The sequence below is a fragment of the Aureispira sp. CCB-QB1 genome, from assembly GCF_000724545.1.
GTDB lineage: Bacteria > Bacteroidota > Bacteroidia > Chitinophagales > Saprospiraceae > Aureispira.
In genome coordinates, this window is record NZ_JHBV01000016.1 from 68,575 (window position 1) to 86,180 (window position 17,606).

General features: G+C 36.5%; 8 protein-coding genes. 5 read left to right on the forward strand and 3 right to left on the reverse strand.

The genetic code is table 11. The features are described 5' to 3' along the window. Nucleotides 1-140 precede the first annotated feature (140 nt). Complete coding sequence (locus CG11_RS06920; protein ID WP_052594495.1) at nt 141-368, forward strand: cytochrome b5 domain-containing protein; 228 nt, start codon at nt 141-143, stop codon at nt 366-368. Between the two features lie 106 nt (nt 369-474). Here CG11_RS06920 and CG11_RS06925 read toward each other — a convergent pair whose 3' ends face one another. Then, nucleotides 475-1,959 (reverse strand): hypothetical protein, encoded by a 1,485-nt coding sequence (locus CG11_RS06925; RefSeq protein WP_052594496.1) that lies wholly within the window; start codon nt 1,957-1,959, stop codon nt 475-477. Nucleotides 1,960-2,014: 55 nt separating this feature from the next. Here CG11_RS06925 and CG11_RS06930 point away from each other — a divergent pair, with 55 nt between their 5' ends. Then, nucleotides 2,015-4,375, forward strand: a complete 2,361-nt coding sequence (locus tag CG11_RS06930) for a gliding motility-associated C-terminal domain-containing protein (protein WP_052594498.1) — start codon at nt 2,015-2,017, stop codon at nt 4,373-4,375. Between the two features lie 144 nt (nt 4,376-4,519). Here CG11_RS06930 and CG11_RS06935 read toward each other — a convergent pair whose 3' ends face one another. Beyond that, nucleotides 4,520-5,590, reverse strand: a complete 1,071-nt coding sequence (locus CG11_RS06935) for a chorismate mutase (protein WP_052594500.1) — start codon at nt 5,588-5,590, stop codon at nt 4,520-4,522. Between the two features lie 103 nt (nt 5,591-5,693). Then, nucleotides 5,694-6,542 carry a prephenate dehydratase gene (locus CG11_RS06940; protein ID WP_052594502.1) on the reverse strand — a complete coding sequence of 283 codons (849 nt, stop codon included), beginning with the start codon at nt 6,540-6,542 and terminating at the stop codon, nt 5,694-5,696. 630 nt (nt 6,543-7,172) lie between these two features. Here CG11_RS06940 and CG11_RS06945 point away from each other — a divergent pair. The 3 genes from CG11_RS06945 to CG11_RS06955 all read left to right on the forward strand — a co-directional run bounded on the left by CG11_RS06945 (nt 7,173) and on the right by CG11_RS06955 (nt 17,510). Next, a complete protein-coding gene (locus tag CG11_RS06945) occupies nt 7,173-11,192 on the forward strand; it encodes an AAA domain-containing protein (RefSeq protein ID WP_052594503.1) in 4,020 nt (1,339 codons plus the stop codon). A gap of 96 nt (nt 11,193-11,288) precedes the next feature. Beyond that, nucleotides 11,289-16,574: an AAA domain-containing protein gene (locus CG11_RS06950; protein WP_052594504.1), complete on the forward strand. Its 5,286-nt coding sequence runs from the start codon at nt 11,289-11,291 to the stop codon at nt 16,572-16,574. A 186-nt stretch (nt 16,575-16,760) separates the two neighbouring features. Continuing rightward, nucleotides 16,761-17,510, forward strand: a complete 750-nt coding sequence (locus CG11_RS06955; protein ID WP_081909484.1) for a tetratricopeptide repeat protein — start codon at nt 16,761-16,763, stop codon at nt 17,508-17,510. Nucleotides 17,511-17,606: the final 96 nt, after the last annotated feature.

Here is a 17,606-nt window from a genome sequence, read left to right on the forward strand (position 1 = left end):
GCTGTTGTTTTTATCAAAAACAGTAAAAAAATAGAAACGTTACCAATGCAAATCAGTATATTCATTTGGATAACCAATGAGTTGATAATTATAGAAAAAGAATCAATACTCAACCTTTTATATTAACAGACAAATAATCTATGACGGAATTTACTCGCTCTCAATTAGCTCTACACAATGGTCAAGATAAAGAGACTATTTATGTAGCATACGAAGGGTTTGTTTATGATGTAACGAGTAGCCGACTTTGGCGCAATGGCAAACATTACGAACATTGGGCAGGACAAGACTTAACTCCTGAGTTGGCAGATGCACCACATTCTGAGAAAGTATTTGAAAAATTCACTACGATTGGCAAATTAGTTTAAGACAATCTCAATCTTTCATTTTTGAAATTCAATGCCAATAAAAACAACAAATTGCCTACTGATAATCAATAGGCAATTTGTAATTTTAGTTCGTTCCCTTATTAGCTTAATTAGCAATACTAGCCATTGCATCATCAAAGTCTATTTTAGACATTGACTTTAAATGCAAAGGAGGTATTTCTATGTCTTTCGTTGCGGTTAATTCATAACTAGCAAACAACAACTCTTTGCCCGTGTCTAAAAACGCTACTAAAATTACTTCTTCATTTTTAGGAACATCACTAAATTTCATTTTTTGTTGCTTAAGAATGGGATTATCAAGCTCCATATTCCCCCTCAAAAACACAGCTTGATTTTTTAACATCAAAGCGACTGTAGGTTTGTAAGACATCCACTCACCATCTATATTACGTCCTTGATGGGGAACACTTTCTATTTGCACCATTATATCAACAGGTTTGGGAGCAAAAGGATCTCGTATGGGGTAATCCGCATTAAGCCATATACCATCAACAATATCAGGGTTCAGATAGGGCAACTCTAAATCAAAATATTCTTCTTCGTGAGAATGTACTACTTTTTCTCTAGAATAATTAGGGTAATTATTACTAATTGCATGCTTAGCTTTTACATGCACTTTCAACTTGCTAGTAATACTATCAATAATGGATGTTTTTTTCAGTTGAATATAAGAACTTGGATTAAATGCTACACTTTCTTCAGTATTTCCTCTTGAATTAGAAACAGTTGGATTAGCGATGGGAGTAGGTCGTTCTTCTAGGCGCCAATCGACAGCACCATTCGGCATCCGCTTACCAAAATAAAGATTCATCCCTTCTTTATTTTTTGCTGTCTGAGCAGGCATTTTAATTTTAGCACTTTTTCCTCTTTTCAATTCCAAAGGTTTTTCATTAGCCGTAATCTTTAGGTTCAACATTCCACCAGTTTCCAACACTTGATCCCCTTCCATAGTGTGCAGCTCTGCCCGCAAGATATCTTCCGTTTTATAAAATTCTTTCAACTCTACCCGAATAGGTTCTTGAACAGCTTGCCCATCTTCATACATTAAATCATGTCGATTAATTAGGACTTCTGTTCCTTCTTTTCCTTTTATATCAATATTAGAATGAGATGGAATCACAAATACTTCTGCTTTCTTAGACTTTCCGGTACAATATACTTTACCTTTTAATGGTTCTATTGTTTGTTCTACTGTCGTTAAAGCTTCTGAAGTAGGCTCAACAAGAATTTGGATGTGTACTTGATTATTATCATCTACTTGGGTTACTAGTTTAACTTTTTCGGCTTTAATTTTTTGTTTGTTAAAAAATAGAGCAAAAGGCTCTAAGCGACTTTCGCCAATAGTACGATTAGCAGCATGTGCCGTTAGTTCTATCTGAACAATTGCACCTTCTTTAGTAACGTTTTCAAGTAAGGTTTGCAACATTTCCTCTGTGGTTGCTGTTAAAACTCCATCAGAATCAACGTCCTCATAGTCAATCATTAAATTAGCTTCGGTATAATTTTGAGCAATTGTTGTTGTGGCGAAACAAACAAGCAATATACCCATCAAAAAGATACGGTTTATCATTATAATATAGTTTAAAAAAGATTAAGTACTATTGTTATAATCCTTAGAGTATCTTTTGGTTACCATTTTTAATTTCTTTTTAAAAGAAAAATCATTCCTTTTTGTCGAAAATTATCAAAAACATGACAAAGAAAAAACAGAGCAACACTTGCTTTTTTATACCTTTGTGCTCCCCTTTGATTTTAATTGTATTGAGATGTTAAGAGCTTACTTTCTTTTTTTTGGGATATTATTGCCCTCTTTTTTAATTGCTCAAAGCTATGATATTTGTGGCGATGGTATTGACAACGACAATGATGGGCTAATCGACGAAGCCTGCCAACCATTTGTCTGTGACGGTAGCCTTTACCAATCTGCCAAAAATGGCAACGATTTTATGTTATATAAAGTTAATACCAATCCCGTCCAGTTTATCCCAATTACTAACTTGACTCAAAATGGTGTTACAGGAGCCTTTAATTCCTTGGCTTACAATCCTGTTGATAATTTAATGTATGGCATGGAAACAAACAATGCTCGATTGTATCGAATTGATGCAGCAGGTACAGTTGAATTTATGGGAAATGTTGTCGGGCTAAATACATTCAAAAATGCAGGGACGTTTGATGCTTTAGGAAATTATTATGTTTTTGGTGATAATACGCTTAGAAAAGTTAATATCAACAACCTTACTTCTTCTACAATTGGAGGACCAGGCACTTATGGCTCAGCGGATTTAGTCTACAACCCTATTGACGAACAGTTATACGGTTGGAGTGGCAATCCTAAGTTGCTGTTTAAAATGAATCCCAACACAGGTGCCCAAACAAAAATTCCTGGAAATGCTCCTGTGGCTATCAATCGATGGGGATGGACAGGCGCTTTATATTTCAACCCACAAGGTGATATTTTAGGTTATCAAGGGAATGAGATGTTTAAAATAAATCCTAGTACAGGAATTGGACAGCTTGTAGGAACAGGTGCTAGCAAATCTAGTAACGATGGCTGTTCTTGCTCTTTTGGCGTTGAAATGACCAAATCAGTTACAGGAAATTTTCAAGCAGGAGATACAATTACTTATACTTTTGATTTTTTTAATCAATCCTTTTATGATATTCATACCCCTTTGATTTTTGACGATATATTAAGCAATGGTTTTGTTTGGAGTTCCACTCCTTATAATATCAACAACTTAAGTCTATCAGGGCAGACTGCTATCAATGGCACCCATACAGCGCATTTCACAATAGATACTCTACCCAAAGGTCGTTCTTCTTTTAGTATAGATGCCGTTATACCTTGTGATTATGCTTCAAACACTTATACCAATCAAGCTGTTTTAAGTAATTTACCTGCTCCCCTCAAAGACAGCATTCTTTCAGATAATCCCAATACATTAGCTATTAATGATCCAACTACTTTTACCTTAAATACGCCTGCATTAAATTTAAGCACTCGTGCTACTAATATTATCTGTGAGCAACAAACAGGAAGCATTGAGCTAACTGCAACAGGCGGTGCCCAACCACTAAGTTATCAGTGGAGTAATGGACAAACAGGAACTGTTATCAATAACTTAGGAGAAGGGCAGTATACCGTTACCATTACAGGAGCTACAGGTTGCCAAGCAACTACCGCTGCCCATATCATCACCGAGCAAGTGGAGTTGTCTACAGTTATTACAACGCAGAATGTACAGTGCAAAGATGGACAAAATGGGATGGTAAAAGTCGATAGTAGTGTTGGTGGTTATGCCCCCTATGCTTATGCCTTAAATAACGAAGATTTTGAATCTAGTTTACAATTTTCTAATCTAAAAAGTGGTACTTACACCCTACATACCAAAGATGCTTTTGGTTGTAGAGATGCCCTTCAATTTACACTAACAGAGCCTTTATTTAAACTAGAAATTCAAGCTCCTAATGATGCAAACATTCAGATTGGAGATATCATACTAGGAGATGTCACCCAAAATACGTTGACACCTGTACAGTATCAATGGAGTCCTAGTATCGGTTTGAGTTGCTCTACTTGCCAAACTCCGAACATACAAGTGCCTCAAACAACTACGTATACCATCAAAGGAACCGACATACAAGGCTGTACAGATTCTACATCATTTACGGTACAAGTGGATGAAACTATTCGAGTTTTTGTGCCCAATGCTTTTAGCCCTGATGGAGATGGTACCAATGAAATTTTAATGGTCTATAGTCCTGGAGACGTACAAAAGGTCATGTCGTTTCGTATTTTTAGTCGTTGGGGAGAACTCGTCTTTGAACAGCAAAATTTTCCTCCTAACTTTGAAGGATATGGTTGGGATGGTCGCTTTAGAGGAAAACCGATGAATACAGGAGTTTTTGTTTACATGGTAGAGGTCTTGTTAATAGATGGTCGCACAGAAACTTTGAAAGGCGATGTGACTTTATTCCGTTAAACCGCTTCAACAGTTTACGCTTGTCGCTAAAGTGCACAGTCCGCTAAAACAACCTTTAAAACATTGTTTCCCAACGAACTGTGCTTTATTATTTATAACTAATAATAGTAGCAGCACAGCTAACTATTTTAATAATAAATTCGCTCATTTTTTTGACAACACCTTGTGCTGGTGTTTGATAGATTCCTGATGCAAAGCTTCTAAGTATTTTTTTAAGAAACGTTCGCTTAACCCCAAATGTTTGCCTGTTTTAACCCTAGAATCCAATAGACTCCCCCAACGCTGTTGTTGCAAAATAGAGAGGTTATTCTTTTGCTTGAACAATCCAATCTCCTTGGACACTTCCATTCTAGAAACCAAAAGTTCTAACAAGGCATCGTCAATTTTGTTAATGTTCTCTCTAAGCAGGTCTAATGTCCGTTGTTCGTTAGGGTTAGAAAGTTCTTTTAAAGGAACTTTCAACTCAGAAAGGATATGATCCAACTGTTCCGGTGTTACTTGTTGCTGGGCATCACTCCAAGCGGCATCTGGTTGTTGATGCGTCTCAATCATCAATCCGTCAAAATTCAACTCGTATGCATATTGAGCAATAGAGGCAATAAGATCCCTATTTCCTCCGATGTGGCTAGGATCGCAAAAGAGTTCAATTTGTGGCAATTCTTTTTTTAATGCAATCGGTATTTCCCACAATGGCTTGTTTCTATAAATTGATTTTTGATGACTAGAAAATCCTCGATGCACAGCCGCAATTTGTTGCAATCCACTTTTGTAAAAACGCTCGATGGCTCCCATCCACAGTCCCAAATCAGGGCTTGGTGGGTTCTTAACCAAAACAGGAATATCTACCCCTTTTAATGCACTTGCAATTTCTTGAACCGAGAAGGGATTCGTCGTTGTTCTAGAACCAACCCATAATATATCAACCTCATACTTCAAGGCTAATTCTACGTGCTTAGCTGTAGCCACCTCAATTGTCGTTGGTAAATGAGTGGCTTGCTTCACCTCCTGCAACCATTGTAGCCCAATCTCTCCTACGCCTTCAAAATGCCCAGGGCGAGTTCTCGGCTTCCAAATTCCCGCTCGTAAAATATCTACCGTTCCTAAAGCCGCTAGCTGCATACAAGTTTGATATAATTGCTCTTTGGTTTCTGCACTACAGGGACCAGCAATAATTGTTGGACTATTTTTCTTCTTGATAATGGGTAGTAATTTCATATGTTTTATAATGTTACTCTACAACTTTTATGATTGCTTCAACTCCATAAAAGTTTCCTAGAGTATTGTTGTTAAATTTTAAGCACGTCAGAAGACTTATTTTTTATTTGATTTCAGACCAGAGCGGCGTTGTTGCTTTTTGATACGTTCCCAATACAGAATAGTCTAGCGTTACTTTTTCTAATTGCATCAACGATTTTTGAAAACAACTAAAATTGTTAAATTCTAAATCTGCTATAAATTCATATGTATTGGAAATCGTTCCCAAAGGAAAAGAATGCAACTTGCTAAGGTTTATTTTTAATGCTTGAAGTTGTAACAATACGCTTGACAAACGCTCTGCTTTCTGATCTAATCGAAAAATAATCGTCGCTTTATTGTGTTCTTTTTGTTCTCCTTGTTTGGATTTGGAAAGGATAAAAAACCGAGTATAGTTGTTCTTATTATTTTGAATATTAGAAGCTAAAATTTCTAAGCCGTAATAACTACTAGCCAATGAACTAGCTATCGCTGCCACGCCTTTTAGGTGCTGTTGTGAAATTTCTTTGGCAGCAGAAGCTGTATCCGAACAGGCTAACAATCGAGTAGCAGGATGGATTCTAGCTAAGTAATTACTACATTGCTTAATTGCCATGGGGTGCGTTCTAATTTCCCATATATCATAAATAGATGTTTTGGGAAGTGCAACTAAATGGTGTTGAATATTTAACAGCAACTCTCCCCGTATACAAATGTCTAAATCTTGAAGAGAATTATAATGATTGGTAACCGATCCTGCTATGGTATTTTCTATCGCCAAAATACCTCCTTCGCAATTAGGGTTCTGTTTGACTTCTTGCAGTACCTCTTTCGGTGTTTTACAAGGAATAATTTTGATGGATTCTTGGTAATAATGTTTTGCTGCAATTTCGTGAAAGCTTGCTGCTGTTCCTAGGATAGCTATTGTCTTCATAAAAGGTGAAATTTAGATAAAAAAAAATCCCAACTTGATGAGAAGTTGAGACTTGTAATATGATGATTCTTAATTCCGATATTTTATATATGAATACTACAAGTCCGCCCTTTTCTAAAAAAGAAAAAGTAATACAGATTAAATAGATTTGACAGACGGTATAGTAAGGTGCTTTTCATTATTGGTAAAAATAAAAAAGCGTCTCTCATTGATGAGAGACGCTTTTTAGATGAATTTATGGTATACTTTATTGCTCTCTCTTAGTTTGATAAACTAAAAAAGAAAAAATAAGTAGTTGTATGTAGATTGTTTAATATCATTGTTGTTGATTTATTAGAGTAATAACTACTCCTTATCTTAAAACAAAGAGAAACGTTTTTTTTTGAAAATGCAAGTTTTGAGCAGATTATTTTAACATAGAGCAGCATTAAGTACATTTGTACAGTAAATTGCTAAAGTCATTTGGGTAAAAAGCAAAAACATAGGAAGTATTGCAATTCTCTTCTATCCGCTAATAATTATAACCAAAGGGAACCAATTCTGCCTAAAGTTTTTTATTTTTATAGAGCTTCCCATAAGGAACTCATCGTATGTTAGCAACCAACTAGGATTACCAAAACCACTGAATTAATGCAAAACTTGGATATTCGTTTTCTTAATAACCTAAAAGACAAACTTAGTACAGACAATCTGCAATCCATTTACCTCAATGCTCTTCCCAAACGTTATCTTACACGCCTTGACTTGGCAGACCTTGATGTTTTGCAACAAGGAAAAGCAAAAAGTTTTTTGGACTTCTTGTTTACCCAATCAAGGTTTGATTTCCCCATTACTTTTCCGATAGATGGAAACATCAACAATCAGCAAGAAAAAATTATCCGTAGATTGAGTTCTATTGCAATTGAAAATAACGACCACTACGCCGATCACGGAAATAAGACATTTGGTTTTGGATATCCAATTATTCTCATCAAAGACCCTAATGATGCCAATAGGATTATCAAAGCCCCCTTAATTATTTGGTCGCTTGATATTGAACGTGATTTTAACCGCAAAAATCAATGGCTGATTCGAAAAAAAGAGCATTTTTCTGTGGCGACCAATACCGTACTAGCAACGTTTCTACGCAATCACACGAATATCGTTTTGCAACCTATGTACGATCAGATGTTAGAAGATTCTATTTTGGACAAAGATGAGTTGGCAGAGATGGCACAGTTGCATATGCAACAACTTAATCCCAATATATCCAACCGTACCAAACTCCTTTTTAGAAAGGTGCTTGATGGTGATGTTGCTCGTATAAAAACAGAACAAGAAATTGCAACACTCCCACTAGATACCCCTGCCATCTTATGGTCTGGTGTTTTTGGTCTATTCCGTTCTCAAAAAGATGCAATTATCAAAGATTTAGATTTCTTTGCACAACACATCAATCAGTTGCAACCTCTTGTCGAACAAAATCCCAATCCCAAAGATCCCAACCGTTCTTCTTTTATGAAACACAGTTTCACCATGTTGGAAACGGATCCTAGCCAGCAACATCTATTACACCAATTGTCAAAAGGGCAGAACTTAGTCATCCAAGGTCCCCCTGGTACGGGAAAAAGCCAAACCTTGACAGGCATTATTGCCAACACCATTTCTAATGCTGGAACTTGCCTAATTGTTTCAGAGAAAAAAAATGCGTTGGATATCATTTATAATACCTTAAAAAAAATGGGCTTGGAAGAACTGTGTGTTATAGTGGAAGATGTCTATAGAGATCGCCCAGCATTAGTACATTCTGTTCGAGAACGGGCAGGCTTGCAGCAGCAACCCTATCGAGTATCGCCTAGTTTTATTCGACTTTTACAAAGTTGTGCTGCTCACGTAGAGCGTTTGCAAGCATTTCACAAAAAGCTACACCAACCACTTTCGGGGGACGAAACTTGGACCGACTTAGTTGGGCGTTATTTGGATAGTAATCGCCAACATGATAAAGGGTTGCTTGTCGGCTTGTTAAAAACCAGTGATTTTAAATTTACGCCCACCGAATTTGAAGATATTTTAAGCATTCTTTCTGAAGGAGAAGGCTTATTCAAACAGTTAGGCACCCTCAATCATCCACTCAATGCCTTAAACGACCGTTTTTTCCGTCAAGCTAATTCTATACAAGTAGAGGCCGATACAAAAAAAGCATTAGACAATGTTTGTTTTGTCGTCCAATCTGCTCAACGAGATGCATTTTCGTACTTGTTTGAATATGAGCAATTGTTAGAAAAACACTTTTCTAAAGTATACCTGTCTAAAATGAAATTGGCAGATCGAATTGTTGATATTATTGAAGCAGGTTTTGCTCAATCTAAGTACTACTTTAACAAGAATGGTGGTTTCTATCGCAAATTGATGAAAAATGTCAGCGATAAGTACAAAAAATTGGAAGCAGAGAAAGTCGACGTTTTGGAATCGTTCTTACGATTACAAAAAACCCATGCTCAGTATGCTTATTTTAAACATCAGTTTATGGACGTGAGCGATCACAACAAACTGGAGTTCCAAAAGTTGCTAGAGCATGTTATTGATTATAAAGCAAAAGTTTACGACTGGTTCGAAGGACGAGCACCTTTCATTCAACGATTGGTCAAGGAGTTAGGACCAGGGAAAATTTACAAATATGTTTCTTTTGACAAGCGAGTCACTGAAATCACCAAAAATCTGAACACTTTTGAAAAGAATTTTGCTACTAGCAATGTTTTCAAAGTTCAGTTCAAATTTGTTACCAACAACATCCGAAAACGCCTTACTCAGATTGAGGCTTTAGACAACAATCTTCAAAAACTAAAAGAAGAGTTTGATAATTTTACCGCATATCATGCCCTTAAGTTTTTCTGGCTTAAGCTTAGCCCACATCAACAAACCGCCTTGCATGGCTTATCGCAAGCCAATCCCAAGGACTGGACAGGGGCTTTTACCTCTTGGTATTTGTCGAATTTCTTAGCTCATCACAACGACAAGTTTATTCCTGATGAGAATAGTTATGCAGCGAATAGAAATGGTTATTTGAAAGATTTAAATACACTACAAAATACGCTGGTTAGCCATACGCTAAAATATTGGCGTGGCAAACAAACGCAAGCTGTTCAAGAATTTCACAGAAAGAAGGCACCGCTTACGCTCAACAATTTATACAATACAGGCGGACACAATCACAGCGCTCGTACCCCTTTGAGAAAAATCATAGAAACCGCTCCAGAGGTATTCAAAAGTTTTTTTCCTGTTTTAATGGTCAGCCCTGCTGTTTGTTCCCAAATTTTGCCCTTACATCCAGGTATGTTTGATGTCGTTCTTTTTGACGAGGCTAGTCAGCTCAATTTGGAAGAAAGTTTTGCTGCATTGGTTCGAGGGAAATACAAAATTATATCAGGAGATAGCCATCAAATGCCACCGCCCAATAGTTTTCACAACTCTCCTATCACAAGCAATCAGCAAGATTTTGTCATGGACGATGAATATTGGAATTCTTCTCAAAATATGGTTGATAAGAATATTGATTACTTAACCAACGCTCCTTCCTTATTGGAGTATGGTTTATCAACAGGAACTTACCAAGAGTGTTTTTTAGAAGTACATTATCGTTCCAAACATCCTTATTTGATTGATTTTTCAAATGCTGCCTTTTATGGTAAGCGGTTGACGTCTTTGCCTTTGGAAGAAGAAGCCTATATTCCGATTGAGTTCAAAGAGATTAATGGTATTTATAACAATTATTGCAATCTATCTGAAGCCAAAGCAATTGTCAATTACTTATTAGAATTAATTACAGATGCCACTCCTTGTCCTTCTGTCGGAATTGCTACCTTCAATCTACATCAACGCAACTTAATTTTGGAAGAGATCCATCAATTGGCACATCAACAACCAGAAGCCAGAACGAAGTTTCAGTTTTTATTTGAAAATGGTCTGTTTGTAAAAAGTTTGGAAAATATACAAGGAGACGAACGAGATATTTTGATTCTTTCAACTACGTTTGGCTTGCGAGAAGATGGTTCTATGCCACAACAGTGGGGATATATCAATGAATATGAAGGGCATAAATTACTTAATGTAGCGGTTACTAGAGCCAAACAAAAGGTTTGTATTTTTAATTCTATCCCAACTCTATACTACCAAACTTACCCCCAAGAAATTCAAAAAAATGGCAATACGGGCAAAAGTATCTTATACGCTTATTTAGCCTACGCTAATGCGGTTCAACAACAAGACGAAGCAACTCGATTAGCGATTTTAGATTTAGTTTATAAACATTGCCCTAAAAAACCAGTAGATGATTTTCTCTATGATGGTAAAATCAATTTGTTTGAACAACAAGTACTTCAGTTTTTAGAATTAGAATTTCCAAATTTAAAAATTGAAGCCAATTACCAACATGCTGGTTTTTCTTTGCCAATTGCTATCCTAGATGATCAAAACCAAGTTCGGCTTGCCTTTTATTATGATATTTATCACCATAAATTATCAGAAGAAGCCTATGCTTGGGATTTGTTTCACGAGCAGTATTTGCATAAAATGGGGATTACTTGTTATAGAATTTGGTCTAAAGAATGGTGGAACAATACCCACCAAGCTCAACAAAAACTCATCATTCAAATTCGTGATACAATGGGGTAATTAATAATTTACTATCAGCTACAAGCTTTGTATCTGTGTAGAATTTCTAGGAATTGACTTCACTTCGTCACTCTTAGTATTACAAAAAGCTATACTATGTTTAATCTTCGTTTTCTAAATAACTTAAAACAAAAACTAACAACAGGAAATAGAGGCTCTATTTACCTCAATGCCTTGCCAGAACGTTATTTGAGTCGTTTAGATTTGGAAGACTTTAATACCTTGCGACCTCATGCTGCCAAGGATTTTTTAGATACATTATGGAGTAAAAGGGCTTTCCGATTTCCGCTTAGTACCAACACAACAACTGACGACTCTGAAAAAGCAGCTTTAAATACTATTTTTCGGCGACTATCTGTATTAACTATAGAAAATAACGATCATTTTACAGAGCAAGGAGTCAAGACCTTTGGTTTTGGTTTCCCGATTTTATTGTATCGTGATCAAAAAGACCCTAACCGCATCATCAAAGCTCCTTTGTTTGTTTGGTATTTGGATATTGAGCGCAATTTTAAACGTGCTAACGAGTGGCTCATTACACGACAAGAAGAGTTTCCGATTATCCATAACCTAGTCTTAGCAGCTTTTTTGCATCAAAATGCTGCTGTGCAACTAACTCCTGTTGATGAGCAGCTACTGGATGATGCTATTCTGGATCAAGAAGAAATCATTCAATTGGTCTATACTCAATTATCTCAACTATATCCTAATCATACCCAAAACTTAAAGCAAGATTTTAGAGCCGCATTAAAGGCACCTATTCAAGCCTTACCCTCCCGACAACAAATAGAACAATTGCCGTTAACACAAGCTAAAGTACTATGGTCTGGTGTTTTTGGTTTATTCAAATCTCAAAAAGAAAGTATTATCAATGATTTGGAATATTTCATGAACAACATCCAATCTTTACAACAAAAGATAGCGCAACAAGCTCAAGGACAGCAATTGATGGAACACTGCTTAACAGCCGTAGACATGGATCCTAGCCAACAGCACTTGCTATATTTGTTAGAAAAAGGGAATAATCTAGTGATTCAGGGACCTCCTGGCACAGGCAAAAGTCAAACCTTAACGGGAATTATTTCCAACCTTTTGGCAAATAAAGGGACTTGTTTGGTGGTCTGTGAGAAAAAAACAGCACTGGAAGTTGTTCAACAAAACTTAATCAAACTAGGTCTGGGCGAACTAACGGTCATTGTAGAAGATATTTATAGAGATCGGCAAGATGTTGTCAATTCGGTAAGAGAACGAGCCCAACAAAAACACAGCAATTATACAACCTACCCTTCCTATGTCAAGCTACTTCAAAATTGCTTGAAAGAGATTCATCGGCTACAAAACTTTCATCACAGTCAGCTTCAACCCCTGCTAGAAGAACACACTTGGGCAGATTTGGTCAATCAATTTTTGGATGCCAATGAAAAAGCAAACAAAAAAGCTTTGGAAGCTCATTTATCTCTAGAAAGCTTCTCATTTGAGGCCAATGAATTAGAGCATATCTTAGATAGTTTTGAACAAGCACAAGTGCTCTTGAAACCGCTCCAAACACTAGAACAGCCGCTGAATGCGATTCATTTTAAGCACTTTGAAGCCACTAGCGCAGCCTCTGCTAAATTAGCGATTCAAAGAACCTTGACGACTGCCTTGCGAGCAATTCAACAAGCGAAAGCAACAATTTCTAACACACAAAAACAGTACAAAGAGCAATTAGAAGAACATTATTACCATATTTATCAGCAAAAAATAGAAAAAGCTAGTTCCATTTATCAACACATCCTATTTTTGTTGCGCCAAAATGTTGAGCAGCAGCTTCGCCTTGTTCAAAATGCCCAAGATTTAATCCAAGAGGGAATTTCAACATACAATAAAACTTTAGAAGCACACTTTGAAGACTTGTATGCTCAAAAAATCAAAGGTATCGACCAAACAGCCACCTTAATAAAAGGAGAAATATATAGCGCTGTTGATGAAGCTCTAACAACCATTAAAGAAGCCAAGGAAGATATTATGGCAGCGCTTTATGAGTACGAACGTTTGTTGGAGCAGCATTTTGAAGCTGTTTATATGCAAAAAATGGATTGGATTGATGAAATGGTTGGTACGATTGAAAATGGGTTGGCAGCTAGTCCTTTTTATTTTAACAAAAATAAAGGCTTCTTTCGGGCTATTTTGCACGGCGTTGGTGCAAAATACAAGCAATTAGAGAAAGACAAAACAGCTGTTTTAAGTCGGTTTAGTGCCTTGCAAAAATTACATCAAAAACACCAGTATTTTAATTTTAAATTTTTATCAACCAAAGATAAAAAGACCTTCACTTTTCAAGCTTTACTAGAACAGTTAGAGTCTTATCGAGAGGCGGTCGATCATTGGCATTTGCAACAAAATAGTATCATACAAAAAGAAGTTAGAGAACTCAATTCTAGATATAGCCTAAAAGCGGTCCCCTACAAGGAACAAGCTCAAAGTATCAACCAACATCTTAGTAATTTTAGATCAAAAATACTGCGCAACAAATTGATTCCTTTGGAATTTAAGTATAGAAGTCTGCGCTTGAGGGATCGCTTTGATCAATTGGAAGAAATCGAAAGTGATGTTCAGAAAATAAAAATAGGTATTGATGAGTTTGTTGCTAAGAATGAAACGAACTGGGCAGCTAATAGTTATGAATACAGCGCAGAAGAAACGCCTCAAGACATTACGTTTAGAACGGCTTTTGAAGCTCTGAGCCAAATTCATGCACAACACAACTACTTTGAACATGATTTCATCCGCTTGGGTCGCCCTAGCCAATTAATGGATTATTATACTATTTTAGAACACCTGACAGCTTATCGAACCAAAGTAGAAACTTGGTATCCTACCCGTCTGCCTATTATTAAAAATTATCAAACTAATTTTAGGTTAAAACACCTTTATGCGCCCTTAGAATTTGAAGCAACAGTTGAAACTTGGGTACAACAATTGGCAGAGTATGCCCAAAAATACAATCAAGAACAACTTTTAAAATTGCCGTTTCAAAAAGAAAGTACCTTGTTTGTTGAGCAATTGGAAGAATGGAAAATGTTAGAAACACAATTAGAAGCGTGGCAAACAAATTTCGAATACGTTAAAACCTCCATGGATCAAGAATGGTCTCTGACGCTAGATGACAACTTCTCTACATCCAATACAACCTACACTCTAGAAAGCTTAGATCATCAATACCAGCAATTGATGCAATTGCATCAACAATACAATTATTTTGATGTTAACTTTCCTAGTTCCCAACCTCTAAAAAGTTTGTTGCAACAAGAAGTACTCAAAACTATTCAGCAATACAGAATTTGGACCCAACAGTGGTATCTAAATCGAACACCTATACTTAACAACCATATACAAGAGCTCAGTATTGATACCGTTCTGAATTATATTCCTTTAGCTTCGACTATAGCAACTATTGCGGAGGACTTGCACCAATTTGAGGTCAATTTTAATGCCTTCCAACACCTTGAAACAACATTTAGTTTTAAGAACAATATTTTGAGTCAACAAAAAACTCAATTGGAAGTATTGGAACAACAAGTAATCACCTTGCAAGGGGCTTTTAATAATTTTGAAGCTTATTATCCTTTTAGGCTGTATTGGCAGCAACTTTCAACGGCACAACAAGCCGCCTATCAAGCTCTTGCTCTTGTACAACCACACGACTGGGAAGCTTCTTTTACGAGTTGGTACTTATATGCGTTTTTGTTAAAACACCAAAACTCTATTCCTGATCAACAACACTATACCCAACATAAAAACCACCTCTTAAATTACTTGGAAGAACTAAAAAAACTATTGGTTGCCCATAGTTTGCGTTACTGGCGAGCACAACAAAGCCAAGCAGTTGCAAGGTTTCACCAAGAGAAGGCGCCTATCAAACTCCACAGCTTGTATAACAAACGAGGGCATACTGGTGGCAAGAGAACGCCTCTTAGAAAAATAATAGCTACTGATGCTCAACTATTCACTCGTTTTTTTCCTGTTCTATTGGTTAGTCCAAGTGTTTGTTCTTCTATTTTGCCTCTAGAACCGAATTTATTTGACGTAGTTATATTTGACGAGGCTAGTCAATTGCGTTTAGAGGACACCTTTTGTGCATTGATTAGAGGACGCTATAAGGTTATCTCAGGAGATAGTCAACAAATGCCTCCTTCTGATTATTTTTTATCCAACACTACGTTGATTAACGACGATTGGGAAGAAGAAGTATCGACTCCTATTTTGGTCAAAGAAAGCATTGATTTTCTAAGTCACACGGAATCACTGTTAGAGTATGCCTTGGCAGAAGGAAACTACAAAGAGTCATTCTTGGAGGTACATTACCGCTCTAAACATCCTTACTTGATCGATTTTTCGAATGCTGCTTTTTATAGTAATCGCTTGGCTCCTATGCCAAACCAAGAGCTCTATAAGCCAATTGATTTTTTTGCTGTTAACGGTACTTACCTCAACTATACCAATCCGACAGAGGCGGAACAAATTATTGACTATATCATTCAAATAGCGCAACCTCATCGTGGTAGTTCTTGTCCTTCTGTTGGCATTGCAACATTTAATATGCATCAACGCAACCTTATTTTAGAACGCATTCAACAACGAGGCGTGCAAAATGACAAAGAGCGCACCCAACTTCAAAAATTATTCACGAATGGTTTATTTGTTAAAAATTTGGAAAACATACAAGGAGACGAACGGGATATTTTAGTTATTTCTACCACTTTTGGGCTTCGAGAAGATGGTTCTTTTATACAAAATTATGGTCCTATCAATCGTCAAAAAGGTTATCGCTTGCTGAATGTTATTATTACTAGAGCCAAGCAAAAACTGGCTATTTTCACGTCAATTCCTTCCAATTATTACGAACAATACCGCTCCGCTATTCAAGAAAAAGGGAATGTCGGGAAAGCCGTTTTTTACGCTTACTTAGCTTATGCCAAAGCCGTGCATGAAGAAGATCATCCTTCTAGGAAGGCAATTTTACAGCTTTTGCAAGAACATTCTCCAAGCGCTCTATTTGATGACTCTCTCTATTGGTCTAATGATAATGCTTTTAAGGAACGAGTCGCAAATTTCTTAAAACAGCATTTTCCTAATAGGGTCTTGGTGAATTATCAATACGCAGGATTTACGATTCCCTTGTTGGTTAAAGATGCAACAGGAAAACCAACATGGGCTTTTGATTTTGACACCTTTCATCAAACCGCGTCCCAAGAGGCATATTGTTGGGATTTGTTTCGGGAACATCATTTAACCGAATTTGGTTTTATTTATCATCGTATATGGTCCAAAGATTGGTGGGACGATATTCAAACGGCAAAGGAACAATTGCTAGAGTGGATAAAATCTCCCAAAGCATAAATTTCTTTCATTAATCAGTTTAGAATGTCAAAACACATAGACTTATCGCTTAAAAGAGGCATATTTTTTGGAATTATTTTAAACAATAGTTAGCTGCGCTGCTACTATTTAAACTCATAAAAGTAATTTTTTAGACCTAAAATAATTGAGTATCCTCTCACATCACATATATTAATACAACTAGATATGAAATCATTATTCCTCTTTTTATTTTTAGTTCCAGTCATGCTATTGGCTCAAGGAGAAATTGAGCATTATAATAATGGCGTAAAAGCCCATAATTCGGGTGACTATCTCAAAGCTATCGAATGTTATGAAAAGTGTCTTGCCATCAATCCTAAAAACAAAGAGGCACATACGAACATTGGCACTGCGTATTACAACGCTTCCCTCACGGCATTCAACCAAGGAGCGCACGACCAATCTATTGAATATTGTACCAAAGCATTGAAGTATCAACCAGATAATCCAGAGATATATTACATGATTGGTACCAATCAAAAACGACAAAAAAAATACACAGAAGCAATTGCTAGTTATACCAATGCGCTACAATTAAACGGTACGTCTGCAAAATTATACGCCGCTCGTGCTTGGGTATACAATGATTTGCACAATCACAAAGCTCGATTGGCAGATATGAAAAAAGCAGTTGAACACGAACCTGACAATGCCGAATATCAGTTTCATTGTGGTAAATTCAAACAAGATGTTAGTCCTGAAGAATTTAAAACAGCAGAACAAAACTATACTAAGGCGATTGAACTAAATCCTGAATATACCGAAGCTTATACCGAACGAGCAGCATTCTATATGACGTTTCAAGAATTTAAAAAAGCCCTAGATGACTTGAAAAGGGCAAAAGATTTAGGCGCAGATGTTACGCACTTGGTAGAAGCGGCTCAGTTTGAGTTAGAAATGCAAGAGCAAGATTAAAATTTATTTTGCTTGATTTTCTTCATAGAGCATTTTTATTATGATAATGATAATGTTATCAACAAAAAAAGCTGTGCCTAGTGGCACAGCTTTTTT